Origin of the sequence: Castellaniella sp. (genome assembly GCF_004321985.1) — a bacterium.
Classification (GTDB): Bacteria; Pseudomonadota; Gammaproteobacteria; order Burkholderiales; family Burkholderiaceae_B; genus Castellaniella.
Map to the genome: position 1 here is coordinate 43,353 of NZ_SCQN01000048.1, position 26,331 is coordinate 69,683.

23 protein-coding genes are annotated in these 26,331 nt (G+C 63.2%); 21 read left to right on the forward strand and 2 right to left on the reverse strand.

Translation table 11 applies throughout. The features are described from left to right. Nucleotides 1-6 precede the first annotated feature (6 nt). Nucleotides 7-171, forward strand: a complete 165-nt coding sequence (locus EPN31_RS13205) for a hypothetical protein (RefSeq protein WP_291773971.1) — start codon at nucleotides 7-9, stop codon at nucleotides 169-171. 65 nt (nucleotides 172-236) lie between these two features. Here the strand turns inward: EPN31_RS13205 and EPN31_RS13210 are convergent, their stop codons facing one another. Continuing rightward, nucleotides 237-3,071, reverse strand: coding sequence for a valine--tRNA ligase (locus EPN31_RS13210; protein ID WP_291773973.1), 2,835 nt, complete (start codon nucleotides 3,069-3,071; stop codon nucleotides 237-239). A 253-nt stretch (nucleotides 3,072-3,324) separates the two neighbouring features. On the opposite strand from EPN31_RS13210, the gene ndk reads away from it, so the two are divergent. The 19 genes from ndk to rpoD all read left to right on the forward strand — a co-directional run bounded on the left by ndk (nucleotide 3,325) and on the right by rpoD (nucleotide 24,040). Next, on the forward strand, nucleotides 3,325-3,750 hold the full coding sequence (gene ndk, locus EPN31_RS13215) for a nucleoside-diphosphate kinase (RefSeq protein WP_291773975.1): 426 nt from the start codon (nucleotides 3,325-3,327) through the stop codon (nucleotides 3,748-3,750). Between the two features lie 59 nt (nucleotides 3,751-3,809). Beyond that, a complete protein-coding gene (rlmN, locus tag EPN31_RS13220; protein ID WP_291773978.1) occupies nucleotides 3,810-5,018 on the forward strand; it encodes a 23S rRNA (adenine(2503)-C(2))-methyltransferase RlmN in 1,209 nt (402 codons plus the stop codon). Then, nucleotides 5,015-5,515: a helix-turn-helix transcriptional regulator gene (locus tag EPN31_RS13225; RefSeq protein WP_291773979.1), complete on the forward strand. Its 501-nt coding sequence runs from the start codon at nucleotides 5,015-5,017 to the stop codon at nucleotides 5,513-5,515. The genes rlmN and EPN31_RS13225 overlap by 4 nt, the downstream gene beginning before the upstream one ends. Then, nucleotides 5,512-6,837 (forward strand): flavodoxin-dependent (E)-4-hydroxy-3-methylbut-2-enyl-diphosphate synthase, encoded by a 1,326-nt coding sequence (gene ispG, locus EPN31_RS13230; RefSeq protein WP_291773981.1) that lies wholly within the window; start codon nucleotides 5,512-5,514, stop codon nucleotides 6,835-6,837. Before EPN31_RS13225 ends, ispG begins: the two co-directional genes overlap by 4 nt. 3 nt (nucleotides 6,838-6,840) lie before the next feature. Further along, nucleotides 6,841-8,124, forward strand: a complete 1,284-nt coding sequence (gene hisS, locus EPN31_RS13235) for a histidine--tRNA ligase (protein ID WP_291773983.1) — start codon at nucleotides 6,841-6,843, stop codon at nucleotides 8,122-8,124. A 7-nt stretch (nucleotides 8,125-8,131) separates the two neighbouring features. Next, nucleotides 8,132-8,767 carry a tetratricopeptide repeat protein gene (locus EPN31_RS13240; protein WP_291773985.1) on the forward strand — a complete coding sequence of 212 codons (636 nt, stop codon included), beginning with the start codon at nucleotides 8,132-8,134 and terminating at the stop codon, nucleotides 8,765-8,767. Between the two features lie 6 nt (nucleotides 8,768-8,773). Further along, on the forward strand, nucleotides 8,774-9,925 hold the full coding sequence (bamB, locus tag EPN31_RS13245) for an outer membrane protein assembly factor BamB (RefSeq protein WP_291773987.1): 1,152 nt from the start codon (nucleotides 8,774-8,776) through the stop codon (nucleotides 9,923-9,925). Continuing rightward, the gene (gene der / locus EPN31_RS13250) at nucleotides 9,891-11,291 is read left to right on the forward strand and encodes a ribosome biogenesis GTPase Der (RefSeq protein ID WP_291773989.1); all 1,401 of its coding nucleotides are present in this window, start codon (nucleotides 9,891-9,893) and stop codon (nucleotides 11,289-11,291) included. Before bamB ends, der begins: the two co-directional genes overlap by 35 nt. Nucleotides 11,292-11,293: 2 nt before the next feature. After that, complete coding sequence (gene hisC, locus EPN31_RS13255) at nucleotides 11,294-12,364, forward strand: histidinol-phosphate transaminase (RefSeq protein WP_291774169.1); 1,071 nt, start codon at nucleotides 11,294-11,296, stop codon at nucleotides 12,362-12,364. Between the two features lie 79 nt (nucleotides 12,365-12,443). After that, entirely contained in the window at nucleotides 12,444-12,680 is a 237-nt protein-coding gene (gene hfq, locus EPN31_RS13260) for an RNA chaperone Hfq (RefSeq protein ID WP_291773991.1), read from the forward strand. Between the two features lie 75 nt (nucleotides 12,681-12,755). Further along, nucleotides 12,756-13,859, forward strand: a complete 1,104-nt coding sequence (gene hflX / locus EPN31_RS13265) for a GTPase HflX (RefSeq protein WP_291773993.1) — start codon at nucleotides 12,756-12,758, stop codon at nucleotides 13,857-13,859. Then, nucleotides 13,828-15,156 carry an FtsH protease activity modulator HflK gene (gene hflK / locus EPN31_RS13270; RefSeq protein WP_291773994.1) on the forward strand — a complete coding sequence of 443 codons (1,329 nt, stop codon included), beginning with the start codon at nucleotides 13,828-13,830 and terminating at the stop codon, nucleotides 15,154-15,156. The genes hflX and hflK overlap by 32 nt, the downstream gene beginning before the upstream one ends. A gap of 9 nt (nucleotides 15,157-15,165) precedes the next feature. Next, nucleotides 15,166-16,062, forward strand: a complete 897-nt coding sequence (gene hflC / locus EPN31_RS13275) for a protease modulator HflC (protein ID WP_291773996.1) — start codon at nucleotides 15,166-15,168, stop codon at nucleotides 16,060-16,062. Nucleotides 16,063-16,123: 61 nt separating this feature from the next. Beyond that, nucleotides 16,124-17,290: an ATP phosphoribosyltransferase regulatory subunit gene (locus tag EPN31_RS13280; protein ID WP_291773998.1), complete on the forward strand. Its 1,167-nt coding sequence runs from the start codon at nucleotides 16,124-16,126 to the stop codon at nucleotides 17,288-17,290. An 86-nt stretch (nucleotides 17,291-17,376) separates the two neighbouring features. After that, complete coding sequence (locus EPN31_RS13285; RefSeq protein WP_291774000.1) at nucleotides 17,377-18,672, forward strand: adenylosuccinate synthase; 1,296 nt, start codon at nucleotides 17,377-17,379, stop codon at nucleotides 18,670-18,672. 72 nt (nucleotides 18,673-18,744) lie between these two features. Then, complete coding sequence (locus EPN31_RS13290; protein ID WP_291774002.1) at nucleotides 18,745-19,305, forward strand: phosphoribosyltransferase; 561 nt, start codon at nucleotides 18,745-18,747, stop codon at nucleotides 19,303-19,305. Nucleotides 19,306-19,532: 227 nt separating this feature from the next. After that, a complete protein-coding gene (gene rpsU / locus EPN31_RS13295) occupies nucleotides 19,533-19,745 on the forward strand; it encodes a 30S ribosomal protein S21 (protein ID WP_043681943.1) in 213 nt (70 codons plus the stop codon). Next, nucleotides 19,746-21,698, forward strand: coding sequence for a DNA primase (gene dnaG / locus EPN31_RS13300; RefSeq protein WP_291774008.1), 1,953 nt, complete (start codon nucleotides 19,746-19,748; stop codon nucleotides 21,696-21,698). A gap of 65 nt (nucleotides 21,699-21,763) precedes the next feature. Beyond that, entirely contained in the window at nucleotides 21,764-24,040 is a 2,277-nt protein-coding gene (gene rpoD / locus EPN31_RS13305) for an RNA polymerase sigma factor RpoD (protein WP_291774010.1), read from the forward strand. Nucleotides 24,041-24,104: 64 nt separating this feature from the next. Here the strand turns inward: rpoD and EPN31_RS13310 are convergent, their stop codons facing one another. After that, a complete protein-coding gene (locus tag EPN31_RS13310; RefSeq protein ID WP_291774012.1) occupies nucleotides 24,105-25,016 on the reverse strand; it encodes a helix-turn-helix domain-containing protein in 912 nt (303 codons plus the stop codon). A gap of 113 nt (nucleotides 25,017-25,129) precedes the next feature. Here EPN31_RS13310 and pobA point away from each other — a divergent pair, with 113 nt between their 5' ends. After that, nucleotides 25,130-26,308 (forward strand): 4-hydroxybenzoate 3-monooxygenase, encoded by a 1,179-nt coding sequence (gene pobA, locus EPN31_RS13315; RefSeq protein ID WP_291774014.1) that lies wholly within the window; start codon nucleotides 25,130-25,132, stop codon nucleotides 26,306-26,308. Nucleotides 26,309-26,331 lie beyond the last annotated feature (23 nt).

A 26,331-nucleotide genomic window follows, 5' to 3' on the forward strand; every position in this document is an offset into this window, starting at 1 on the left:
CCCGTGATGAACTCCAGATTTTGGGCGACAGTGTTCTGGCTGATCTTCGTGGGATTTTTTGCCTGGGATTGGGCGCATAGCGCGTCGGTCAACGTGCGCGCCGAGCCGCCGCTCATCGCGGCCGGCTCGGGGGTTGCGCCCAGCGGTGGGCACTGCGCCTCGACGTTCTGACGGTCTGGTCACCGCAGGGAATCACCGCTCGGCGTGGATGACGCCGGCGGTGCGACGCCATCCGCTCAGAGCCGGGTACGCTGTGCGCGCACGCGCTCCAGCGTTTCGCCGAATTGCACGATCCGCGTCTTTTCCTGTTCCACCACAGCCGCTGGTGCGCGCGCCACGAAGCTTTCGTTGGACAGCTTGGCGGTGGCTTTTGCGATTTCCTTTTCCAGGCGTTCGATTTCCTTGTCCAGCCGGCTCCGCTCGGCTGCCACGTCGATTTCGACGTGCAGCATGAGCTGGGTGGTGCCCACGACCTGAACCGGTGCACCCAGATCGGGTAGCTGAGCCACCGATTGAACGCTTTCCAGGCGAGCCAGCGCCATCAGGTATGGCCCCATGGTGCCCAGGTCAGGTGAGTTGCCCTGCACCAGCAGCGGAACCTTCTGGCTGGGGGCCAGATTCATCTCGCCGCGCAGGGTGCGGATCGCATCGGTCAGCCGCTTGAGCTGCGCCATGTGGTCCGCAGCAGAGCTGTCGCGCAGCGATTCCCGCGCTTCGGGGTAGGGCTGGGTGCTGACGCTGGCCTCGGCATCCGCGCCGCGCACGCCCGCCGCCACCGAGACCTTCTGCCAGAGTTCCTCGGTGATGAAGGGCATGATGGGGTGAATCAGGCGCAGCAGCGTCTCCAGCACATGAATCAGTGTGCGCCGAGTGGCCGCCTGTTGCACGGGGTTGCCAGTCTGGAGCTGGACTTTGGCCAGCTCCACATACCAGTCGCAGTATTCGTCCCAGATAAAGTGGTAGAGCCGGTCGGCGACCTGGTCGAAGCGGTACTGTTCGAACCCCGCGTGTACGTCGTCGATCAGGCGCTGCAGGCCATCGATGATCCAGCGGTCGACAAATGACAGGTCACCCGGCGTGGGTTGCCCCAGGTCGTGGCCCTCGACGTTCATCAGTACGAAGCGCGTGGCGTTCCAGAGCTTGTTGCAGAAGTTGCGATAGCCTTCGCAGCGCTTGAGATCGAAGTTGATGTTGCGCCCCAGCGTGGCGTAGGCTGCCATGGTGAAGCGCAGGGCGTCCGCGCCGTAGGCCGGGATGCCGTCGGGGTAGTCCTTGCGCGTGCGCTTGCCGATCTTGTCTGCCTGCTTGGGGTTCATGAGCCCTACGGTGCGCTTGGCAATCAGGGGGTCTAGCGCAATGCCGTCGATCAGGTCCACGGGGTCGATCGTGTTGCCCTTGGACTTGGACATTTTCTTGCCTTCCATGTCGCACACCAGCCCGTGCACATAGACGGTGCGGAAGGGTACCTGGCCGGTGTGGTGCATGCTCATCATGATCATGCGCGCGACCCAGAAGAAGATGATGTCGAAGCCCGTGACCAGCACGCCCGAAGGCAGGTAGCGGGCCAGGTCCGGCGTCTTTTCCGGCCAGCCCAGATCCGTGAAGGGCACGAGCGCCGAGGAGAACCAGGTGTCCAGCACGTCCGGGTCGCGGGTGAGCGCGCCGGTGATGCCGGCGGCACGGGCCTGCGCCTGGGCGTCTTCGGCCGATCGGGCCACGAAGATCCGGCCGTCCGCCGCGTGCCACGCCGGGATCTGGTGGCCCCACCACAGTTGCCGCGAGATGCACCAGTCCTGGATTTTCTCCAGCCACTGGTTGTAGGTGGTGGTCCAGTTTTCCGGGACGAATTTCACCCGGCCGTCGGCCACGACTTCCAGGGCGACTTGTGTGATGCTCTTGCCGGGGTGCAGGCTGCCCGCCGGGGCGGGCTTGCTCATGGCGACAAACCATTGGTCCGTGAGCATGGGTTCGATCACGCTGTTGGTGCGGTCGCCTCGCGGCACCATGAGCTTGTGGCCCTGTACCCGCTGCAGCAGGCCCAGGGCATCCAGGTCGGCGACGATGCGCGTACGCGCATCGTAGCGGTCCAGTCCGCAGTAGGCGGCAGGTGCGTCGTCCGTGATCTTCGCATCCAGGGTGAGCACGCTGATCATGGGCAGGTCGTGGCGCTGTCCCACGGCGTAGTCGTTGAAGTCGTGCGCAGGAGTGACTTTCACCACGCCGGTGCCGAATTCCCGGTCTACATAGTCGTCGGCGATGATGGGGATCTCGCGGCCGGCCAGCGGCAGCGTCACGGTGCGGCCCACCAGGTGCGCGTAGCGCTCGTCTTCCGGGTGCACCATGACGGCCACGTCGCCCAGCATGGTTTCGGGCCGCGTGGTGGCCACCACCAGGTGCGTCAGCCCGTTCACCGGCCGGGTGAGCGGGTAGCGGATCTCCCACATGTGGCCATCTTCTTCGGTACTCACGACCTCCAGGTCGGAGACGGCTGTACCCAGTACGGGATCCCAGTTGACGAGCCGCTTGCCGCGGTAGATCAGCCCCTGTTCGTACAGCTTGACGAAGACCTCGACGACGCCGCGCGACAGGTTGTCGTCCATGGTGAAGTATTCGCGCGACCAGTCGCACGAAGACCCCAGCCGGCGGAATTGCCCGGTAATGGTGCTGCCGGACTTCTCTTTCCACGCCCAGACGCGTTCCAGAAACTTTTCCCGCCCCAGGTCGTGGCGCGAGACCCCCTCCGCATCGAGCTGGCGCTCCACCACGATCTGTGTGGCGATCCCCGCGTGATCGGTGCCTGGGATGAAGACTGTGTCATCGCCGCGCATGCGGTGATAGCGGATCAGGCCATCCATGATGGTCTGGTTGAAGGCATGCCCCATGTGCAGGGTGCCAGTGACGTTGGGCGGCGGGAACTGAATGGCGAAGGGTTGGGCAGCCCGGCCCTGGGTTGTAGCCACATGCTGCCCCCCGGCGAACAGGCCTCGGCGATTCCATTCGTCATACCAGCGGGACTCGATGTCCTGGGGTTCAAAGCTTTTGGGCAGGGAGGGGGTGGGGGAATCGCTCATGGGTCTTGAAAGTCTGGGTCTGGTGGCCGCGCCGGCCAGCCGGCGCCGCTCGGGGTGGCGGGTATGCTCACGAAAAACGCCCATTTTAGGCGCTTGGTGCAAAAGCTGCGCATGTTAAAATGCCGGGTTATCGTCAGTTTGAATAAGACCCTTGTTTTCATTGGGAAACGCATCCGGCGTTTCGCCTGGCTGGCTGATCGTCGTGTTGAACGGTTGGCGAGACACCATTCTTCGTCCATTCACTGGAATCTTTATGGCTATTGAACGTACCCTTTCCATCATCAAGCCCGATGCGGTTGCCAAGAACGCGATCGGCCAGATCGTTGCGCGTTTCGAAAAGGCGGGCCTGAAGGTCATCGCCGCCCGCATGCAGCAGCTCTCGCGCGACGAGGCCCAGCGCTTCTACGCGGTGCACAAGGCGCGCCCGTTTTATAAGGATCTGGTGGACTTCATGATTTCCGGCCCGGTGTTCGTACAGGTCCTGGAAGGCGAGAACGCGATTGCGAAGAACCGCGACCTGATGGGCGCGACGGATCCGAAAAAGGCCGCTGCCGGTACCATCCGTGCCGATTTTGCCGACAGCATCGATGCCAATGCTGTGCATGGTTCCGATGCGCCCGAGACGGCGGCGGTGGAAATTGCCTTCTTCTTCCCGGAAAGCAACATTCACAGCCGTTGATCGCTGCGGGGCCAGCGGCAAAGTGCCGCCAGCCTTTTTTTTCTGGATGACTCTGCTCCATGTCTGCTCTTGATACGGCGATTGCCGAAGTCCTAAGCGACGCTCCCAAGGCGCCCACTGTACGGGGTGCGCTGACCAACCTGCTGGGTCTGGACCCTGCTGCGCTCGCGGCCCTGGTCGGGCAGTGGGGCGGCAAGCCGTTCCGGGCGCGCCAGCTCTCACAGTGGGTGCACCAGCGCGGCGTGGACGACTTCCAGGACATGAGCGACCTGGCCAAGGACTTCCGTGCCCGCTTGCAGTCGGACTGCATCGTTCAGGCACCGCGTCTGAATATCGAGAAGCGCTCCGCCGACGGGACGCGCAAATGGCTCTTCGACATGGGCATGGGCAATGCCATCGAGACCGTCTTCATTCCGGAGGACGATCGTGGCACGCTGTGCATCTCCAGTCAGGCTGGCTGCGCCGTTGGCTGTCCCTTCTGCTCGACGGGCTACCAGGGCTTCAGCCGTAACCTGACCACGGCCGAGATCGTCGGTCAGCTCTGGTACGCCAATCGGGCGTTGCGTATGGATCCGGCCGGCGCCCGGCTCGATGGTGCACCGGTGGAATCCCCTCAGGCCGTGAGCAACGTGGTCATGATGGGGATGGGCGAGCCGTTGTTGAACTACGACCAGGTCGTGGGTGCCCTGCGGCTGATGGTGGACGATCATGCCTATGGCTTGTCGCGGCGCCGGGTCACGGTATCGACCTCCGGTGTGGTGCCCATGATCGACCGCCTGGCCCAGGATTGTCCGGTGGCGCTGGCGGTGTCGCTGCACGCGCCCACTGACGAGTTGCGTGACGAGCTGGTGCCACTCAATCGCAAGTATCCTCTGGCTGAATTGCTGGCGGCCTGCAACCGCTATTTGCAGGTCGCACCGCGTGATTTCATTACCTTCGAGTACATTATGCTCGATGGTGTGAATGACGGTGACGAGCAGGTCCGTGGCCTGGTGGATGTGGCCCGGCAGGTTCGTTGCAAATTCAATCTGATTCCATTCAATCCGTTCCCGCAGTCGGGCCTGAAGCGATCGCCACCCGCACGCGTGCGGCTGTTCGCGCAGCAGCTGACTGATGCGGGCTTGGTGGCGACAGTGCGCAAGACGCGGGGCGACGACATCGATGCCGCGTGCGGACAGTTGGCTGGAGAAGTCCGCGACCGCACGCGCATCAACGAGCGCAAGCCCGATCGGGCACGTATCGTCATACGAAACAAGGAGCATGGATGAGCGAACTCCTGAAGGACGGCCTGCATCACCCTGACGCCGGGGTCCCGGCGGTGGATTCCGTGGGCGAGACGCTGAAGGCATTACGTGAAACCAGGGGGCTGACGCTTTCCGATGTCTCCGCACGTATCAAGTATTCCGCAGTGCAGCTCGGCCATCTGGAGTCCTGCTCCTGGGACAAGCTGCCGGATGGCGTTCCGCTGCGCGGGCTGGTGCGCAACTATGCGCGCTTTCTCGGGGCCGATGTGAATGGCATCTTGCGCGCGCTGGATGGTGCGGTGGGTTCCACGCGCCCGCGCCCGACGGTCACGGCCCTGGGGGCGCGCCGAGCCTTGCAGCAGGCCGACCTGACGCCGGCCGGCGAGCCGGCGCATCGGACTTGGGCCTGGCTGTTGCTCATTCTGATTCTTTTCTGTGCTGTGGGTTTTTACGCCATCGATCGTGGCTGGGTGCCGGACCGGTGGCTGATCTTTGACTGGTTGAAGGCCTTGCGGTCATGAGCAACGCTTCCGAAAGCACTGAGCCATCCGTTGCCCCTCGCCGGCCGACACGGGCGGTGACCGTCCGCTGGGGTGGCCATGCCGTCCAGATTGGCGGCGGTGCACCGGTAGTCGTGCAGTCCATGACCAATACTGACACGGCCGACCCGGATGCCACGGCTCAGCAGGTGCGCGAGCTCTGGGACGCCGGCTCCGAGATCGTCCGGGTGACAGTCAACACGCCGGATGCCGCGGCCCAAGTCGCACCGCTGCGCGAGCGCCTGGATCGCATGAACGTCCCCGTACCGCTCGTGGGGGATTTCCACTACAACGGCCACAAGCTGCTCACCCAGTTTCCGGAGTGCGCCCAGGCCCTGTCGAAATACCGCATCAATCCTGGAAACATGGGGGCGGGCAAGCATCGCGACGACAACTTCGCGCAGATGATCGAGGTTGCCTGCCGCAACGACCGGCCGGTTCGCATCGGTGTGAACTGGGGCAGCCTGGATCAGATCCTGCTCGCGCAGATGATGGACGAAAACGCCAAGCGCGCGCAGCCACTGGGCGCCAACGCGGTGATGCGCGAGGCCCTGGTGGTGTCGGCGATCAGCAATGCGCAGCGCGCTGAAGAACTTGGGCTGTCAGGCAACGCCATCGTGTTGTCCTGCAAGGTCAGCCATGTCCAGGACCTGATTGCAGTCTATCGGAACCTGTCGCAGCGCTGCGATTATCCACTGCATCTGGGGCTGACCGAAGCCGGCATGGGCTCCAAGGGCATCGTGGCCTCTACCGCAGCCCTGGCCGTCCTGTTGCAGCAGGGCATTGGCGACACTATCCGGATTTCCCTCACACCCGAGCCGGGCGGCGATCGTGCGCGTGAAGTCGTGGTGGCCCAGGAGATCCTGCAGACCATGGGGCTACGGGCGTTTACGCCCATGGTCGTGTCCTGCCCGGGCTGCGGGCGCACCAGCAGCACGGTATTCCAGGAACTGGCGGCCGACATCCAGGCCTATCTGCGCACCCAGATGCCAGTCTGGAAGACCAAGTACCCAGGGGTGGAGACCATGAACGTGGCCGTGATGGGTTGCGTGGTCAATGGTCCGGGCGAAAGCCGGCACGCCGACATCGGCATCAGTCTGCCCGGGACGGGCGAGGTCCCGTCCGCACCTGTCTATGTGGATGGCAAGCGCACCGTGACCCTGAAGGGCGATCACATCGCGCGCGAATTTCAGGCCATCGTCGAAAATTATGTGGCGCGGCGTTACGGCCATGAGCCAGTGCCGGACCTTGTGGCCGAGCCGGCCGCGCGCCATCCGGGCGTTGTCGCCCGCTCTGCGGGTTAACCCATGACTGCATTCAAGAAGGTCGCCGGTCTGTCCGGCATGAAGGACGCTTTGCCCCCCGAAAGCGGGCGCTGGGAGCAACTCGAAGCGCTGGTGCGGGAGTGGCTCGCAGGCTATGGCTATCAGAACCTGCGCACGCCGGTGCTGGAATACACGCGGTTGTTCACGCGCGGCATCGGCGAAGTCACCGACATTGTCGAAAAGGAAATGTATTCCTTCGTCGATCCCCTGAATGAAGACCGCCTCACCATGCGGCCGGAATTTACGGCTGGTGTCGTACGTTCTGCCATTGAACACAATTTCCTGTATGATCGGCCGCGTCGCGTCTATTCCATGGGGCCGGTGTTCCGGCATGAGCGCCCGCAGCGCGGCCGCTACCGTCAGTTTCACCAGATCGACGTCGAGGCGCTGGGTTTCCCGGGGCCGGACGTGGATGCCGAGCTGATCGTGATGCTGGCCCGGCTCTGGCGGCTGCTGGGCCTGAGCGACATCCGGCTGGAATTGAATTCCCTGGGGCAGGCGGCGGAACGTGCTGCTCACCGGGCCGCGCTGGTCGCGCACCTGGAAAAGCACGTCGATGTGCTCGATGAAGAAGCCCGCCGGCGGATGCAAACCAATCCGCTGCGCGTGCTGGACACCAAGAATCCGGCCATGCAGGACATGGCCAACAGTGCGCCGCGCCTGTTCGATTTCCTGGGTGAGGAGTCGCTGGCGCATTATCGCGGTCTTTGCGCGCGCCTGGACGACGCCGGGATCGCTCATACCCTCAATCCGCGCCTCGTGCGCGGGCTGGACTATTACAATCTGACCGTTTTTGAGTGGGTGACGGACCGGCTTGGCGCTCAGGGAACGGTCTGCGGCGGTGGCCGCTACGACGGCCTGATCGAACTGCTGGGCGGCAAGCCAGCGCCAGCGGTGGGATTTGCCATCGGCATGGAACGGTTGCTGGACTTGTGGCAGCAGGGCTCGGACGCCCAGGCACCCGCCGAATGCCAAGTCTACATGGTGCACCAGGGCGACGATGGCCAGCGCCAGGCGGCCCGTCTGGCCGAAGCCCTTCGCGATGTCGGGCTGAGGGTACTTGTCCATGCCGGCTCGACTGGGTTTAAATCACAGTTTCGCCGGGCGGATGCCAGTGGTGCCGTAGTGGCGGTCGTCATCGGCGGCGACGAGCTCTTGCGCGGAGCCGCTACGGTGAAATGGCTGCGCACTGATGCGGCGGGCGAAGGGCAACAGGAAACGATCGCTTTTGGCGATCTGGCGGCACAATTGCAACAAAGGATCTGACTCTGGCATGGCATTCGATCTCGAAGAACAGGATAGGCTGGACGCCCTCAAGGCCTGGTGGGAACGCTACGGCACGGCCAGCATGGCATTGTTGCTGGCCATCGTGGTGGCGTTCGCAGGTTGGCGCGGCTGGCAGTGGTACCAGGCGCATCAGGCCGGGCAGGCCATGGGTTACTACGAGGCGCTCGAATCGGCTGCCGGCCAGCAGGGAGACGACGCCGTCGCCCGCATCAAGGCCGCCAGTACGGCCCTGCGTGACGACTACGCGCGTTCGGGCTATACCGCACGCGGTGTACTCGTCGCTGCCTGGGCCCTACAGCAGCGCAAGGATCTGGACGGTGCGCGCGAGCAGCTCCAGTGGTTGGTGAGCGACAAGGCGGACCCCGCCTTTCAGGCGGTGGCGCGCCTGCGCCTGGCCGGCGTGCTGCTGGCGCAGAAGCAATACGGACCGGCGCTGGACCAGCTGAAGGGCACGGTGCCTGACGGCTTTGCGGGGCTTTACGCGGACCGGCGCGGCGACATTCTGGCCGCGCAGGGGCAGAAACCCCAGGCCAGACAGGCCTGGGAAGACGCACTGAAGGCGCTGGGCACCGATCCGGCGGCCCAGATCGTCCAGCTCAAAATCGATGCCCTGGGGGCCTGACATCTTATGCGATCAACGACTCGTCTGTTGCGTGCGGCAGTTCTTTGTCTGACGGCGGTCAGCTTGGCTGGCTGCGGCCTGTTCACCCAGAAGGATGCCCGTTTCGACCCGGCGCCGTTGACTGAATACGCGCCTTCTCTGGCGGTGGCGGCCCGTTGGACTGCGTCTATCGGCAGTGGCGGCGGCTATGGTTTCGCACCCCAGGTCGTGGGCGATACGGTCTATGCAGCTGCTCCGTCGGGCTCGGTGGTTGCGCTGGATCTGGCCTCGGGGGCGGTGCGCTGGCAGGTTGCTACCAAGCCCTTGTCGGCCGGGGTGGGCAGCGATGGCCATGTGACCGCCGTGGTGACTCAGGAAGGCATGGTGGTCGCCTATGATGCCCAGGGCAAGCAGCTGTGGGCCTCGCAGGCAGCCAGCGCGGTAAATGTTCCGCCTGCCGTGGGGAACGGAATCGTGGCTGTACGTACCACGGACTACCGGGTTCAGGCTTTCGATGCCGCCAGCGGCAAGCTGCGCTGGAACGTGCAGCGCCCGGGGCCGGCGCTGGCACTGCGCACCAGCATGCAAATGGCGGTGGAGCCGCACTTGCTGGTGGTGGGCATGCCCAGCGGGCGCCTGATGGTGCTGGATGCGGCCAGCGGCGCCGTTCGCTGGGAAGGCACGATATCCGCGTCGCGTGGCGCTTCGGATCTGGAGCGCATCAGCGATGTGGTGGGCAAACCGCAGATCATCGGTCCGATGCTATGCGGCGTCAGCTATCAGGGTCACACCACCTGCTTTGACGTCTCCCAGGGCGGGCGCGCCGTCTGGTCTCAGGACATCTCCTCGGCCACGGGCCTGACCAACGATGGCCAACATCTCTATCTCGCCGACCAGCGGGATGTGGTACGTGCGCTGGATCTGAAGGACGGTCACCCCTTGTGGCAGCAGTCTGCGCTCCTCAACCGGCGCCTCTCCACGCCGGCCGTGGTCGGCCCCGCGTTGGCGGTCGGCGACTATCAGGGCTACGTGCATTTTTTGTCACGCACGGACGGCAAGCTGATGGCTCGCCTGCAAGTGGGCAGTGGTCCCATTCAGTCCGCACTCGTTGCCAGTCCCCAGGGCGTGCTGGTGCAGACAGGGGATGGGAAGCTTCTACTGGTGGGTGTTCGTGGCTGATTTCCGCTTCAAGCCGGTGATGGCCCTGGTGGGTCGCACCAACGTTGGCAAGTCCACCCTCTTCAACCGCCTGACGCGGTCGCGAGCGGCGCTGGTGGCCAATATTTCGGGTCTCACGCGTGACCGCCATTATGGCGAGGGGCGGGTCGGTGATCACCCGTTCATCGTGGTCGACACCGGCGGTTTCGAGCCGGTCGCCACGCGCGGGATTCTGGTCGAGATGGCGCGTCAGACTGAGCAAGCGATCGCTGAATCCGACGTGGTGGTTTTCCTGGTTGACGGCCGTGACGGCATCAATGCCCATGATCACGAGATCGCCCGCCTGCTGCGCAAATCCGGCCAGCGCGTGATGCTGGCGGTCAACAAGACCGAAGGTATGCGCGATCACGCTGCGCTGGCCCAGTTTCACGAACTGGGTTTGGGTGAACCGCACCCGATTTCGGCCGCGCACGGCGATGGCATCTCCGACCTGGTCGAAGAAGCCCTGGCGCCTCTGGTGGCGGATCAGGCGTCAGTGCCGGACCCGGCCGATGCGGCTGAAGGGCCGTTGGGCCACCGGATCAAGCTCGCCATCGCGGGTCGCCCCAATGTGGGCAAGTCCACGCTCATCAACACGCTGGTCGGCGAAGAACGGGTCATTGCCTACGATCTGCCGGGCACCACGCGCGATGCCATCGAGATCGAATTCCAGCGTGGCGAGCGCGGCTACACGCTGATCGATACAGCGGGTTTGAGACGGCGCGGCAAGGTCTTTGAAACCGTTGAAAAGTTCTCCGTCATCAAGACGCTGCAGGCCATCGAGGCCGCCAATGTGGTGTTGCTGCTCATCGATGCCGAATCCGGCATTTCGGACCAGGACGCCCACATTGCCGGCTTCGCGCTGGAGGCAGGGCGCGCCCTGGTGGTGGGACTGAACAAGTGGGACGCCATCGATCGTGAGAAGCGCGACTGGGTGCAGCGCGAATATGACCGTAAGCTGCGATTCCTGTCGTTTGCCCAGGTGTTGCATCTGTCGGCCCTGAAGGGGCAGGGCGTGGCAGCCGTACTCAAGGCGGTGGAGGCCGCCCACGCGGCAGCCTTTGCCAAGCTGTCCACCCCCAAGCTCACTCGTACACTGCAGGCGGCGGTCGAGCAGCAGCCTCCGCCGCGCAAGGGCATTTTCAGGCCCAAGATGCGCTATGCTCACCAAGGTGGGCAGAATCCGCCACGCATCATCATCCATGGCAATGCACTGGATGCCGTGCCCGATTCCTACCGGCGCTACCTGGAAGGCCAGTTCCGCGAGGCCTTCAAGCTTGCCGGCACGCCGCTGAGCGTCGAGTTCAAATCCTCGCGCAATCCCTATCTGAAGGACGAAACGTCTTGAGCATGCTCTGGAGTGACCATGTCGCGGGTCTGGAACCGTATACCCCTGGCGAGCAGGCGCACATCCCGGATCTGCTGAAGCTGAACACCAACGAGAATCCCTATGGACCATCGCCCCGGGCCATCGAGGCGATGCAGGCGGCTGTGGGCGACGACATGCGGCTGTACCCGGACCCGCACGGTCAGGAACTGCGCCAGACGATCGCCAGGCACCACCGGATCACGCCTGATCAGGTATTCCTGGGCAATGGCTCGGACGAAATCCTCGCGCATGTCTTCAATGCGCTGTTCCTGCGCGGCGGGCGCCCGCTCTGGTTGCCCGATGTGACATATAGCTTCTATCGCACCTGGTGCAGGCTGTATGACGTTCCGCACCGGCTGATCGCATTGGCTGACGACTTCACGCTGCGCGTGTCCGATTACACCGGCGAAGTCGATCAGGAACCCAGCGGCATCATCTTTGCCAATCCCAACGCGCCGACGGGCTGCACGCTGGCTCTGGATGAGATTGCCGCCATTGCCGAGGCTCGTCCGGACAGCGCCGTGGTGGTGGACGAGGCCTATGTCGATTTTGGTGCGGAGAGCGCCGTTCCGCTCATTGACCGCTTCGAGAATCTGGTCGTGATCCAGACCTTTTCCAAGTCGCGCTCGCTGGCCGGACTGCGAGTAGGATATGCCATGGCTCGCCCAGAGATCATCCAGGGCCTGCTCCGTGTGAAGGACAGCTTCAATTCGTATCCGCTGGATCGCGTGGCGCTTGCCGGTGCCCAGGCAGCCATCGAGGATGAAGCCTGGTTCGATCATACCCGCCAGGCCGTCATGGACTCGCGCAGCCGCCTGTCGGCAGGGCTGCAGGAACTGGGTTTCGATGTGCTGCCGTCACAGACGAATTTCGTGTTCGCGCGCCACCGCCGCGAAGAGGCCGCGATCATCGCGCGGGCGTTGCGCGACCGGGGCATTCTGGTGCGCCATTTTCAGGCCCCGCGCATTGGTCAATATCTGCGTATCACCGTGGGTACTGACGAGCAATGCACGCGTCTGTGCGATACTCTGAGGGCGATTCTGGAGGCGTAGGCCGCCATGCCGCACTGCTTGCGCGGGTCGAATCGCATTAAAATAGCTTCTTATAACTTATATAACCGGAGTCTCGTTCATGAGCAATAAAGGGCAAATTCTTCAAGACCCCTTCCTGAACGCCTTGCGCAAGGATCATGTGCCTGTCTCGATCTATCTGGTCAATGGGATCAAACTCCAGGGCCAGGTCGAATCCTTCGATCAATACGTGGTGCTGCTGCGCAATACGGTCACCCAGATGGTGTACAAGCATGCCATATCCACGGTCGTTCCCGCGCGTCCGGTGACCTTCCAGGTAGATGATTCTGCTGAATAGCACTGGCTCCGGGTTATTTCCGATTCCGCCCGCCGCGCGGTCCGCGCAGGCGGGCATTCCTTTTTGGGGCCGTGCATGAAGGCCCTGGTGATCAGCGTGGACCTGGGCGAACCGGACTTTGCCGCACACGCCGAAGAATTCGTCATGTTGGCGACTGGCGCCGGCGCCGAGATCCAGCAGGTCCTGACGGTCCGGCGCTTGCGTCCCGACGCGGCCGGCTTCATTGGATCGGGCAAAATCGAGGAAGCAGCCGCCTTGGTCAAGGCCACCGAATCCGAGATCGTGCTGTTCGACCGACCACTGTCACCCGCGCAGCAGCGCAATCTGGAGCGGCATTTCGAGGTTCGCGTCGTGGACCGGGTGGCCCTGATTCTGGACATCTTCGCGCTACGCGCCAAAAGTCACGAGGGCAAGCTGCAGGTGGAGCTTGCCCAGCTGCAGCACCTTGCCACGCGCCTGACGCGCATGTGGACCCACCTGGAGCGCCAGAAGGGTGGGATCGGCCTGCGCGGTCCAGGGGAATCGCAGCTGGAAACCGACCGGCGGCTGATCGGAGCCCGGGTCAAGGCGCTGCGCGAGCGTCTCGGGCGGGTGCAGCGCCAGCGCGCCACGCAGCGCCGAGCGCGGGCTCGTGGCCAGACCCTGTCGGTGTCCCTGGTGGGGTACACGAACGCCGGGAAGTCCACGCTGTTCAACGCGCTGACGCGTGCCGGAGCCTATACGGCCGATCAGTTGTTCGCCACGCTGGATACCACTACGCGGCGGATCTGGATCGAGGGCGCGGGCCAGGTGGTTGTGTCCGATACGGTGGGGTTCATCCGTGCGCTGCCGCCCACACTGATCGCAGCCTTCCGCGCCACGCTCGAGGAAACCATTCACGCCGATTTGCTGCTGCACGTGATTGATGCCGCCAGTCCGCAGCGCGAGGAACAGGCCGCCGAGGTCAGCAAGGTTCTGGCCGACATCCAGGCCGACGAAATTCCGCAGATTCAGGTCTATAACAAAATCGACTTGGCCGGATACGAACCACGGGTCGAGAGAAACGAACATGGTACGATTGCGCGAGTCTTTGTCAGTGCGTTGGAACGCAATGGGCTGGACGGATTGCGGCAAGCCATTGTCGAATTTGGGGGGCACACGGGAAGCAATGCGATTCATGAATCTGTTCAACCTGAATGATCCGGGCTGGGGCCGCAATGGCCAGAACTCGGATGACGATTCGCGCCAAAAGCCCGGCTCCGCAGGCGGACCGCCGGATCTGGATCAAGTCTGGCGCGACTTCAACAAGCGGCTGATGGGGCTGTTTGGGGGCCGTGGCGGCGGGCGGGGCCCGCGCTCCTCGGGCGGATTGCCGCAGTTGCCCGGGCCTTCACCGCGCTTCATCCTGCTGGTCGTCGTCATTGCGATCCTGCTGTGGCTGGCCAGCGGCTTCATGATCGTTCAGGAAGGCCAGGTTTCCGTGGTGACTCGCTTTGGCCGCTATACGCATACGCTGAGCCCGGGTTTGCAATGGCGCCTGCCGTATCCCATCGAAGACTCCCAGACCGTCAATATTTCGCAGTTGCGCACCTTCGAAGTCGGCTTTCGCGGTTCGTCGCGCAACAAGGTCTTGCCCGAATCATTGATGCTCACCAATGACGAGAACATCGTCGACGTGCAGTTTGTGGTGCAGTACCGCCTGCGGACGGACGGGGCACCGTCCTATCTGTTCAACACCAGTCAGCCGGACGAATCTGTGCGCCAGGCTGCCGAGACCGCAATGCGTGAAATCGTGGGCCGCAAACCCATGGATTTCGTGCTGTATTCCGGCCGTACCGAGGTCGCCACCGAAGTCCAGAGCTTGGCTCAGAATATCCTGGATCGCTACAAGACCGGGATCGAGATTTCCACCGTTGCCATCCAGAACGTCCAGCCGCCCGAACAGGTTCAGGCTGCGTTTGATGACGCGGTGAAGGCGGGCCAGGACCGCGAGCGGCAGATCAACGAAGGGAATGCCTACGCGAGCCAGGTTCTGCCAGAAGCCGAAGGGCAAGCGGCCCGCATGATCCAGGAGGCTGAAGGTTACAGCGCCAAGGTCATCGGTCAGGCCAAGGGGGATACCTCGCGGTTTGACAGCATTGCCACTGAATACGCCAAAGCACCGGCTATCACGCGCGAGCGCATCTACCTTGAGACCATGCAGGACATCCTCAGCGAATCAGCCAAGGTCATGATCGATGCGCCGGTAGGCAGCAACATGTTGTATCTGCCTCTGGACAAGATCATGGATCAGGCAGCCAAGGGCGGCGTGCGGTCAGCGCCTGCGGCGGCGGATTCGAGCAGCGGGAATTCATCGTCGGTACCGTCGGCCGCCACAGCTGCCGCAGTTGGGGCGGCTCAGGCGGCAAAGTCCGCCGAGCCGTCGCGCAGCAGTCCAGCGCGGCGCGGCGTGCCGTCCAGCGTGAACCCGCTGATGACCAACCCGTACTCGAACTAGGAGCTTGTGATGCAACGCTTATTTCCAGCTCTGGTCGGCCTGGTCGTGGTCGTGGCAGTGCTGTCTTCGTGCATGTTCATCGTGCGTGAGCGGGATTTGGCCCTGCTTTTCGCCTTGGGCGAGGTCAAGGCAACCATCACCAAGCCGGGGCTGTATTTCAAATATCCGCCCCCATTCGAAAATGTGGTCTATCTGGACAAGCGCCTGCAGACCATCGAGACACGTGATCCCGAGCGCATCCAGACGGCTGAAAAGAAAAACCTGCTGATCGATTCCTTCGTGAAGTGGCGCATTGCTGATCCCAAGCAGTTCTATGTGACCTTTGGCGCCAATAGCAGCGCGGCGGTCGAGCGCCTGCAGGCCCAGATTCGGGATGCGCTTAATGCCGCCGTGAACGTGCGCACTGTCAAGCAGGTTGTGTCCACGGACCGTGACACCATCATGAAGGAAATCCAGTCCTCGGTCGCCACGCGCGCCAAGCCGCTGGGCGTAGATGTAGTCGACGTGCGGCTGCGCCGGATCGATTTTGCACCCGAGATCTCCGATTCCGTCTACCGGCGTATGGAGGCAGAGCGCAAGCAGGAAGCGAACCGCCTGCGCGCCAGTGGGGGGGCCGATAGCGAACGCATCCGTGCCGAGGCTGACCGCAAGCGGCAGGAGGTTCTGGCCAAGGCCTACGCCGAGGCTCAGGCCAAGCGCGGTGAGGGTGATGCCACGGCGACAGCTATTTATGCCAGGTCGTATGGCCGCGATCCCGAGTTCTACAGCTTCTACAAGAGCCTGGGAGCCTATCGGGAATCGTTCGCAAAACCCGGTAGTGCTCTGGTGCTGAGCCCCAACTCGAACTTCTTCCGCTACTGGGATCAGCCCAAGGGCGCCAAGCCCGCCGCCGCGGCCACGAAGTAGCCCGCTGGAACTCGCTTGGTGCCGATGCACCAGGCGAGTCGTCTTTTCTGGAACACTGAACATGAAGTCGAACTGGCTGCTGCCGGAGAATCTGTCGGACATCCTGCCGGCCGAGGCGCGCCGCATCGAGGAACTGCGTCGCGATCTGCTGGATCTGTATCGCACATACGGTTTCGAACTCGTCGCGCCGCCGATGGTGGAATACCTGGATTCCCTGATGCTGGCCGATGACGAGGCGCTGCGCCTGCGCACCTGCAAGCTGGTTGATCAGCTCTCGGGACTGACCATGGGGGTGCGCGCCGACATCACGGTGCAGGTCTCGCGTATCGACGCCCATCTGCTGAATCGTCCAGGCGTGACCCGGCTGTGCTATTGCGGTCCGGTGGTGCACGCCCGCCCGGCGGGCCTGCTGTCCGACCGAGAATTGCTGCAAATCGGTGCCGAGATCTTCGGCCATGCTGGCATACAGGCCGATATCGAGACCATCCGTCTGGCGCTGGAATCGGTGCGCCGCGCGGGGGTGGTGCAGCCCAGACTGGATCTCAACCACCCCGGGGTGGGGCGTGCTCTAGTGGAAGCCGACCCGGCGCTGGCCGAAGTGGGCAATACCGTGTTCGACCTGTTGAGCGTCAAGGACGTCCCGGGGCTGGAAGACTTGTGTCGACAGTCCGGTGCGCGGGCCGATACGCTGACTGCGCTGCGTGCCTTGACCAGCCTGTACGGTGATTTGTCCGTGGTGGACCGCGCGCGCGCGCGCCTGCCGGCCTTGCCGACAGTTCAGGCGGCGCTTGATGCCTTGAAGGCCTTGTGCGAGGCATTGCCGGATGCTCCCGTTGCCATTGATTTGGCGGACATGGGAGGCAGCTACGGATATCACTCTGGTGTGGTGTTCTCCATCTATGCCGAGGGCTGGCATGACGCGTTGGTGCGCGGGGGTCGTTACGATGGTATCGGGCGCAAGTTCGGTCGCGCGCGCCCCGCGACCGGATTCAGCCTGGATTTGCGCAAGCTGTCGGCTGGCTTGCCCGAGGCCCGACCTGCGCGCGCCATTCGTGCCCCGTGGTCCGACGACCCGGCGCTGGTGCGCGCTGTCCGGGATCTGCGCAAGCAGGGCCATATCGTCATTCAGGTTCTGCCGGGCGAACCCCAGCGCCCCGATGAGTTTCAGGTGGACCGCGAACTGGTGTCCACGGCGGAAGGCTGGGCATTGCAGCCGATGAATGCCTGAGGCCGGGTACAGGGTGTCTACAGAACCGGATGGTATAAACTAACACGTTTCCCGGGCGGCAAATCGTCGCCGCATGTGCAAGGCTTATGAGCAAGAACATCGTCGTGATCGGCACCCAGTGGGGTGATGAGGGCAAGGGCAAGATCGTGGATTGGCTGGCCGAGTCAGCCCAAGGCGTCGTGCGCTTCCAGGGCGGACACAATGCCGGCCATACCTTGTGGATCAATGGACGCAAGACCATCCTGCGTCTGATTCCGTCGGGCATCATGCACCCGAGCGTCACCTGCTACATCGGCAATGGCGTGGTGCTCTCCCCCGACGCGCTACTGGGCGAGATCGCCGAGCTCGAGGCTGCCGGCCTGGATGTGCGCTCGCGCCTGCAGATTTCCATGGCTTGCCCGTTGATCCTGCCTTACCACGTGGCGCTGGATCAGGCGCGCGAAGCCCGCAAGGGCGAGGGCAAGATCGGCACGACTGGCCGTGGCATCGGCCCCGCCTACGAGGACAAGGTCGCTCGCCGGGCGCTGCGCGTCCAGGATCTGTATGATCCGGCAGTATTCGACGAAAAGCTGGCCGAAGTACTGGACTATCACAACTTCGTGCTCACGCAGTATCTGGGTGCAAAGGCGGTGGATGCCGCCCAGGTGCGCGACCACGTCATGACCTTGGCCCCGCAGATCGAGCCTATGGTGGCCGACGTGTCCACCAATCTGCATGTTGCAAGCCGAGCTGGCCATAATCTGCTATTCGAGGGCGCCCAGGGCACCCTGCTCGATATTGATCACGGCACTTATCCGTTCGTCACCAGCAGCAATTGCGTGGCGGGTGCGGCTTCGGCCGGTGCTGGCCTGGGGCCCCAGGCGCTGGACTACGTGCTGGGGATCGCCAAGGCCTACACCACGCGCGTAGGATCCGGGCCGTTCCCGACTGAACTGCTGGATGACACGGGGTTGCGCCTGGCGACGGTGGGCAAGGAATTCGGTTCGGTCACGGGTCGTCCGCGCCGCTGCGGCTGGTTCGATGGCGCGGCCATGAAGCGCTCGGTGATGATCAACGGGCTCACGGGTCTCTGCATCACCAAGCTTGATGTGCTCGACGGGGTGGAAAAGATCAAGATTGGCGTGGGCTACCGCTACAAGGGCCGGTTCCTGGACGTGCTCCCCTATGGCGCCCATGCAGCCGCCGAGGCTGAACCGGTACTTGAGGAAATGGCTGGCTGGTCCGAGTCTACGGTGGGAGTCACCGAGTATGACAAGCTGCCCGTCAATGCCCGCCGCTACCTGGAGCGCATTGCCGAGGTCTGCGATGTGCCCATCGACATGGTGTCCACAGGCCCCGACCGCCTGGAAACCATCGTGTTGCGCCACCCGCTCCAGGGTTGAGTTCGCTCTGGGCCCAGAAACCGCAAGCCTGCTTGCGGTTTTTTGATTGATGAATCTGAAAAGGAAGCCGCAATGAACGTGCCCGTGAGTACCGATCGCGACCTGTGGGTCAGCTGGGACCAGTACCACGCCCTGATCGAACGATTGGCACTGAAAGTCCATGAGTCGGGCTGGGTATTCGACAAGATTCTGTGCCTGGCTCGTGGCGGGGTGCGGGTCGGCGACGTGCTGTCGCGTGTTTTCGACCTGCCGCTGGGTATTCTGGCGACCAGCAGCTACCGCGAGGCGGCGGGCACCGTCCAGGGGCAGCTCGACATCGCCCAGTTCATCACCATCACCCGCGGCACGCTTGATGGCCGGGTACTGTTGGTGGACGATATGGTCGATACCGGGCTGACCTTCAGCCGCGTGAGGGACCATCTGCTTCGCCAGTTCCCGGGAATCACTGAATTGCGCACGGCCGTGCTCTGGCAAAAGGGCCATGCACAGGTCCAGCCGGATTATTTCGTGGATCAGTTACCGACCAACCCCTGGATCCATCAGCCCTTCGAGGACTATGACAGCCTGCGGCCGCACCAGCTGGAGTCCTGGATCCGCAAAGGGGTACGCACGGCTCATCCGCGTGGTGAATGATCACCATGCCCGCCGTGTGCGGCATGCCGGATGCGTGATCCGACGCGACGGCGGCGGGCGATGGCCTCCGGTCCTGGATTCATGCTAGAATTTCTTGTTATCTAGTTTCACCAACTCTAACCTGGGTCGAATCGGGCTTTCTGGTCCTGTCATGCGCTTTTTCAGCGATGACCGTCTGGATTTCACACCGCGGGCCCTGAACCATACACAGGCTTTAAGGATTCTGAATGCCGATTGTCCGCCTCAAAGAAAACGAGCCCTTCGAGGCTGCCCTGCGGCGCTTCAAGCGCACTATCGAGAAGACCGGGTTGTTGACGGAACTGCGTTCGCGCGAGTTCTACGAGAAGCCTACGGCCGAGCGCAAGCGCAAGCGTGCCGCCGCCGTCAAGCGTCACTACAAGCGCATCCGCAGTCAGCAACTGCCGCCGCGTCTCTATTGATTGATCCCTGAATCTTTCATTCAGGAGTTGCTGGCGCGCGTCGATATCGTCGATGTTGTCGGCCGCTACGTCCAGTTGCGCAAAGGGGGCGCAAACCTGCTGGGTTTGTGCCCTTTTCATACTGAAAAGACTCCGTCTTTCACCGTCAGTCCCACCAAGCAGTTCTATCACTGTTTTGGCTGTGGGGCGCACGGAAGCGCTCTCCGTTTTCTGACCGAGCACACCGGGGCTTCGTTTCCCGAAGCCGTGCGTACGCTGGCGGCCGGCGTCGGCATGACGGTGCCCGAAGAGCCCCGGACGCCTCGCCAGAAGGCAGCGGAGCGCGAGCGCCGCGAAGAGGGTTCTCGCCAGCAACAGATCCTGGAGCAGGCTCAGGCGCATTACCGCGCTTCCTTGAAGCAAGCGCCCGACGCCATCGCCTATCTGAAGCGGCGTGGCCTGAGCGGCGAGATTGCCGCCCGGTTCGGGCTGGGCTGGGCGGGCTCTGACCGGCGCGGGCTGGCCAGCCTGTTTTCGCATTACGAGGATCCGGCGCTGCTGGAGTCCGGTCTGGTGATCGAAGCCGAGGACGGCCGGCGGCATGACCGATTCCGGTCGCGGATTATGTTCCCCATCCGCAACTCTCGCGGGAAGCTCGTCGGGTTCGGCGGGCGGTTGATCGAGGCGGGTGAGCCCAAGTACCTGAATTCTCCGGAGACCCCGCTGTTCTCGAAAGGCAATGAACTCTACGGCCTGCATGAGGCTCGCGGCGGCATTCACACCGAGGGCTGTGTGCTGGTCGTCGAGGGCTACATGGATGTGGTGGCGCTGGCGCAGTTCGGGTTGACCAACGCCGTCGCCACGCTGGGTACGTCGACCACTGCCAATCACATTCAGAAGCTGCGTCGTGCCAGCGACCGTATCGTCTTCAGCTTCGACGGTGACAACGCGGGCCGCAAGGCGGCGTGGCGCGCTCTCCAGGCCTGCCTGCCCTGGGTGGCCGAGGATGTTTCGATGCGGTTTCTGTTCCTGCCGCAGGAACACGACCCCGACTCGTACATCCGGGCGTATGGCGCCCAGGCGCTGCGCGCCTGCCTGGATGAGGCGATTCCGCTGTCGCGGTTCATGCTCGACGAAATGGCGGCGCGTCATGATCTGGCCGAGGCCGAGGGCCGGGCGGCCTGTGTGCACGAGGCGCGTCCGCTGTTCGCGCAGATGCCCGAAGGCGGGTATCGCCTGCAGGTGGAGCGGGAGTTTGCACAACGGGTACGCCTGACTCCCGAGGAACTCAGCCGGATGCTGGCTCAGGATCCGGACCCTCACCGTTTTGCACCGTCGCCGGCGGCTGGCGGCGTCGGCGGTTCGGGCGATGTAGCGTCAGGCGCTGCTTTCTCGGGTGTGCCCATTGCTGCCCGTGGTTCGACGCCGCATGACGGGTCGGGTGTTTACGCCGATGAACCCGCTTGGATGCGCACCCAGGGGCTGGAGGGTGCGATCCCTGCCGGTCGTGCGGCATCGGGCCGGCAGCGGCCTGGGCGCCGTTCGGCGGCGCGGCTGGTCACCCCCATGGCGCGCCGACTGCTGCGGCTGCTGCTTGCGCATCCGGATCTGGTGGTGCGGCTGGGCGATCAGCAACTTGAATTGTTGGCCCGGCATCCCCATCTGACTCTGGTGAGTGATCTGGTCCGGCTGGTCAGCAGGTGCGGCGCGACACATGCGGGTGCATTGCTGGAGGCGGCCGATCCGGATTCGGATCTGGCGCATGCGATTCAGGATCTTTCCACGGAACTGCTGGTGCACGACCTGCCTGATCCGCAGGCCGAGTGGGACGACGCCCTTCGGGTGCTGGAGCGCCAGGCGGTCCAGGAACAGTGTGACAGGCTCATCCAGGGTGGGTTGACCACGGATGGTGAGCGCCGCCGTTACCAGGAATTGAGCAGGCGCCTGGCCCGCCTGAAGGCGGCTGCGGGATGAATCTTCCCGGCAGGTGAAGTAAAATACATGATTTTCAATAAGTTGAGCGTCAACGGGAAAGACACATGACCCAAGGAACTGGCAAGACCCCTGTGGCCACCAAAAAAACGGTGTCCAGGAAGACCAAGGCGGAAAGCCCCGAGCTCGAGACCGTGGTGAAGGGGGCCAGCACAAAGACGGGTGCGAAGTCGGCTGCGGCCGCTGGTGCTGCAGCCAAGTCGGACAAGCCGACCAGAAAGCCTGCCGCCCAACCGGTCGTGGCTGCCGCCAAGCCTGCGGCGGCTGCAAAGAAAGTCGTTTCCAAGGACAAAGACGAAAAGTCCGCTGCCAAACCGCGCGCGCCGAAAATCGCCACGGGCCGCAAGCCTGGTCGCCCGGCCAAGAACGCGAACGGCGATGGCGCTGATTATGTGGATGACGACGCCGATGGCGGCGAGGTCATCCCCGACCTGAAGCCGCTGCCCAAGCGCGGCGGCAAGCGTGCGAAAGGCGAGAAAGAAAGCCCCGCGCGCAGCCAGATGACCCCGGAAGAACAAGAAGCCCGGCGCAACCGCCTGAAGATCCTGATCAAGCTGGGCAAGGATCGCGGCTATCTGACCTACGGCGAAATCAACGACCATTTGCCCGACGACCTGGTGGACGCCGAGGCGATCGATGGCATCATCAGCACGTTCAATGACATGGGGATCAAGGTCTACGACCAGGCGCCCGATGCCGAGACCCTGCTCATGAGCGACAACGTCCCCTCGGCGTCCAGCGACGACGACGTCGAGGACGAGGCCGAGGCCGCGCTGACGACGGTGGATTCCGATTTTGGCCGGACGACCGATCCGGTGCGCATGTACATGCGCGAAATGGGAACGGTTGAACTCCTGACCCGCGAAGGCGAAATCGAGATCGCCAAGCGCATCGAAGATGGCCTCAAGCACATGGTCATGGCGATTGCCGCCTGCCCGACGACGGTCAATGAAATCCTGGAACACATCCGCCGTGTCCGCGACGGCTCCGCACAGATCGATGAGGTCGTCGACGGCCTGGTGGATGAGGACGGTGAGGACTATGCGGGCTCTGGCGTGTCGTCTGACGAGGACGACGGGCCGGCGGGCGGGATGAGCAGCAAGCAGCTCGAATACCTGCGCACCAAGGCGTTGAAAAAATTCGAGGTGGTGGAAACCTGGTTCGACAAGATGCGCAAGGCCTTCGAAGCCGAAGGCTATCGTTCGCCAGCCTACGTTCAGGCCCGCGAAGCCATCCACGCCGAACTGCTGGGGGTGCGCTTCACCGCAAAGATGGTGGAGCGGCTTGCGGATGCGTTGCGGGCCCAGGTTGCCCAGGTCCGCGCCCAGGAACGCGCGGCGCTGTCCATCTGCGTGACCCGGGCGGGCATGCCGCGCGGGCATTTCATCCGGGATTTTCCGGGTAACGAGACCAACCTGGAATGGGTGAACGACGAAATCGCGGCCGGCCATGATTATTCCGAGACTCTGTCGCGCCATGCGCCGGCGGTCCAGGAAATCCAGCAGAAGCTCATCGAGCTGCAGCGTCAGGTGGTATTGCCGCTGAAGGACCTGAAGGACGTCAACAAGCGTATGGCCACGGGCGAGGCGAAGGCCCGCAAGGCCAAGCGCGAGATGACCGAGGCCAACCTGCGGCTGGTGATTTCGATCGCCAAAAAATACACCAATCGCGGGCTGCAGTTCCTGGATCTGATCCAGGAAGGCAACATCGGCCTCATGAAGGCGGTGGACAAGTTCGAATATCGTCGCGGCTACAAGTTCTCCACCTATGCGACATGGTGGATTCGTCAGGCCATCACGCGTTCCATTGCCGATCAGGCGCGCACCATTCGCATTCCGGTGCACATGATCGAGACCATCAACAAGATGAATCGCATCAATCGGCAGATTCTGCAAGAGACCGGTGCCGAGCCCGATCCGGCGACGCTGGCACAGAAGATGGACATGCCAGAGGACAAGGTCCGGAAGATTCTGAAGATCGCCAAGGAACCGATCTCCATGGAGACACCAATTGGCGATGACGACGATTCCCATCTGGGGGACTTCATCGAGGACACGGGTACCGTGTCGCCCTCGGACTTCGCCTTGCATGGCTCCATGCGTGACGTGGTGAAGGAAGTCCTGGATTCGCTCACGCCGCGCGAGGCCAAGGTCCTGCGCATGCGCTTCGGCATCGAGATGAGCACCGACCAGACGCTGGAAGAGGTCGGCAAGCAATTCGATGTGACGCGCGAGCGCATCCGCCAGATCGAGGCCAAGGCGCTGCGCAAGCTGCGCCACCCCAGCCGCGCCGACAAGCTCAAGAGCTTTCTCGAGGGGCAGTGAATCGGGCAATTTGATCTGGTGTGATCATGCGAATGAAGAAGGCCTTCCCTGGGGAAGGCCTTCTTCATTCTACGGTCGAGCCACCCGATTCCCAGACAATGGTACTGGCGGCCCGGCGGCGGAAGTCTCGGGGCGACTCGCCAGACGCGTTGCGAAAGAACCGTGTGAAATGGGCCGGTTCGGCAAAGCCCAGCGAATCCGAGATTTCACTGATGGTGAGCGGCGTATACAGCAGGCAGCGGTTGGCTTCCAGCGTCAGCCGCTCGTGGATGAGTCGCAACGGGGACTTGTTCGCGTGGGTGCGTGTCACCACGTTCAAGTGAGCGGGCGTGAGCCCCGTCTGGCCGGCATACCAGGCCACGTCGTGATGGCTGGCGAATGCGTTCTCCAGCAGTTCGGTGAAGCGTGCATAGTGCGTCAGCCCGCGTGATCGCGCGGGGCGGGGTGAGCCTTCAGGGCGGCTGCTACGCAGCCGCGCGTAGAGCAGTGTGAGCCAGGCCTCGAGCTGAGCTTCTCGATAGGGTTGCGCACCGGCATATTGTGCCTGCAGCTGGGTGCATGCCTCATGCAGGGCTTGGGCGGATGATCGTTCGTCGAGGCGGTGGACAGCTGGGCGGTCGGGGATGGATGCCTTGGGATCCAGATGGTGGACCAGTCGGGCGAGCAGCGGGTAGGCGATCGTGACGACGTGGCCGTCGCAGCTCGTCGTGAAGTCATAGCCATGTACGAAGGCCTGCGGGATTTCCACAGCGCCGGGACCGGCCAGCCGCAGCCGTGTGTCATCCAGCCAGATCGTGGCTTCGCCATGGTGCAGCGACAGGATCTGATAGAGCCCTGAGTGTCGGTGGGGGCGTATATGCCAATTGTGCAAGCGGCTGCGTGCAGCGATGGTTTCGCAGTGCACCATTTCAGCCGTCGGCCATTCGTCCTGGCCACCGTACAGTTTGAAGAGGGGTGCGAAATCAAGTGATGCCATTTTGGTAATTTTAGCCTCTAAAAATCCATTCAAATAGTCCCTGGGCTGGCGCACCATGCTGAAGATGAAGAGGCCGCGCCAAAGGGGCGCAGGGGTCGGGACGGAGAACAGGAATGAAAACACAGGTAGCCATCATCGGTGCTGGCCCGTCAGGGCTGCTGCTGGGGCAGCTTTTGCATCGTTGCGGCATCGATAACGTGATTCTGGAGCGGCGCAGCCCGGACTATGTGCTGAGCCGTATCCGGGCGGGCGTCCTGGAGCATGGCACGGTCGCACTGCTGCGCGAGGCGGGCGTGGCCGAGCACATGGAGCGCGAGGGCCACATTCACGATGGTTTCTCGATTTTCGTGAACGGTGAGCGCACGCGCATCGACCTGAAGGGCCTGAGCGGCACGAGCATCATGGTGTATGGCCAGACCGAGGTCACGCGTGATCTGATGAAGGCCCGCAAGACCAAAGGCGCTTCGAGCATCTATGAAGTCGACCAGGTCAAATTGCACGACATCGCGTCGGATCACCCGTCCGTCACCTATGTGAAGGACGGCCAGCAGCAGACGCTGGAGTGCGATTACATTGCTGGCTGTGACGGTTTCCACGGTCCGTCGCGCCAGGCCATTCCGCGTGACAGGATTCGCGAGTTCGAGCGCACCTATCCTTTTGGCTGGCTCGGACTCATGGCCGATACGCATCCGGTCGAACATGAGCTCATCTACATCAATCACCCGCGTGGCTTTGCCCTGTGCAGCCAGCGGTCACTGACCCGCAGCCGGTATTATCTTCAAGTCCCACAAGGCGAGAAGGTCGAGAACTGGTCTGATGATCGTTTCTGGGATGAATTGAAGAACCGGCTAGCGCCGGATGTCGCGGCCAAGCTCGAAACCGGCCCTTCGCTGGAAAAGAGCATTGCACCGCTGCACAGCTTTGTCGCGGAACCCATGCAGTATGGCAATCTGTTCCTGTTGGGCGATGCGGCTCACATCGTGCCGCCCACCGGCGCCAAGGGCCTGAATCTGGCTGCCAGTGATGTGTACGCGCTCTACCACCTGCTGCGCAAGGCGTATCTGGACAAGCAGCCGGAGGCCCTGCAGCGCTATTCTGAAATCTGTCTGCGGCGCGTCTGGAAGGCGGAGCGCTTTACTTGGTGGATGACTTCCGTCCTGCATCGTTTCGATCACGATCCGTTCAGCCAGCGGCTGCAGGAGACCGAGGCCGCCTATACGCTGGGTTCGGTGGCGGCACGGACTTGCATTGCCGAAAACTACGTTGGCTTGCCGTTGGAGAGAATAGACTGAACGTCACCGGCGCCGCCATGGTG

Coding starts and splice junctions, on each gene's coding strand:
- EPN31_RS13205 (WP_291773971.1), top strand. CDS start 7: ATGAACTCCAGATTTTGGGCGACAGTGTTCTGGCTGATCTTCGTGGGA.
- EPN31_RS13210 (WP_291773973.1), bottom strand. CDS start 3,071: ATGAGCGATTCCCCCACCCCCTCCCTGCCCAAAAGCTTTGAACCCCAG.
- ndk (WP_291773975.1), top strand. CDS start 3,325: ATGGCTATTGAACGTACCCTTTCCATCATCAAGCCCGATGCGGTTGCC.
- rlmN (WP_291773978.1), top strand. CDS start 3,810: ATGTCTGCTCTTGATACGGCGATTGCCGAAGTCCTAAGCGACGCTCCC.
- EPN31_RS13225 (WP_291773979.1), top strand. CDS start 5,015: ATGAGCGAACTCCTGAAGGACGGCCTGCATCACCCTGACGCCGGGGTC.
- ispG (WP_291773981.1), top strand. CDS start 5,512: ATGAGCAACGCTTCCGAAAGCACTGAGCCATCCGTTGCCCCTCGCCGG.
- hisS (WP_291773983.1), top strand. CDS start 6,841: ATGACTGCATTCAAGAAGGTCGCCGGTCTGTCCGGCATGAAGGACGCT.
- EPN31_RS13240 (WP_291773985.1), top strand. CDS start 8,132: ATGGCATTCGATCTCGAAGAACAGGATAGGCTGGACGCCCTCAAGGCC.
- bamB (WP_291773987.1), top strand. CDS start 8,774: ATGCGATCAACGACTCGTCTGTTGCGTGCGGCAGTTCTTTGTCTGACG.
- der (WP_291773989.1), top strand. CDS start 9,891: ATGGGAAGCTTCTACTGGTGGGTGTTCGTGGCTGATTTCCGCTTCAAG.
- hisC (WP_291774169.1), top strand. CDS start 11,294: ATGCTCTGGAGTGACCATGTCGCGGGTCTGGAACCGTATACCCCTGGC.
- hfq (WP_291773991.1), top strand. CDS start 12,444: ATGAGCAATAAAGGGCAAATTCTTCAAGACCCCTTCCTGAACGCCTTG.
- hflX (WP_291773993.1), top strand. CDS start 12,756: ATGAAGGCCCTGGTGATCAGCGTGGACCTGGGCGAACCGGACTTTGCC.
- hflK (WP_291773994.1), top strand. CDS start 13,828: ATGCGATTCATGAATCTGTTCAACCTGAATGATCCGGGCTGGGGCCGC.
- hflC (WP_291773996.1), top strand. CDS start 15,166: ATGCAACGCTTATTTCCAGCTCTGGTCGGCCTGGTCGTGGTCGTGGCA.
- EPN31_RS13280 (WP_291773998.1), top strand. CDS start 16,124: ATGAAGTCGAACTGGCTGCTGCCGGAGAATCTGTCGGACATCCTGCCG.
- EPN31_RS13285 (WP_291774000.1), top strand. CDS start 17,377: ATGAGCAAGAACATCGTCGTGATCGGCACCCAGTGGGGTGATGAGGGC.
- EPN31_RS13290 (WP_291774002.1), top strand. CDS start 18,745: ATGAACGTGCCCGTGAGTACCGATCGCGACCTGTGGGTCAGCTGGGAC.
- rpsU (WP_043681943.1), top strand. CDS start 19,533: ATGCCGATTGTCCGCCTCAAAGAAAACGAGCCCTTCGAGGCTGCCCTG.
- rpoD (WP_291774010.1), top strand. CDS start 21,764: ATGACCCAAGGAACTGGCAAGACCCCTGTGGCCACCAAAAAAACGGTG.
- EPN31_RS13310 (WP_291774012.1), bottom strand. CDS start 25,016: ATGGCATCACTTGATTTCGCACCCCTCTTCAAACTGTACGGTGGCCAG.
- pobA (WP_291774014.1), top strand. CDS start 25,130: ATGAAAACACAGGTAGCCATCATCGGTGCTGGCCCGTCAGGGCTGCTG.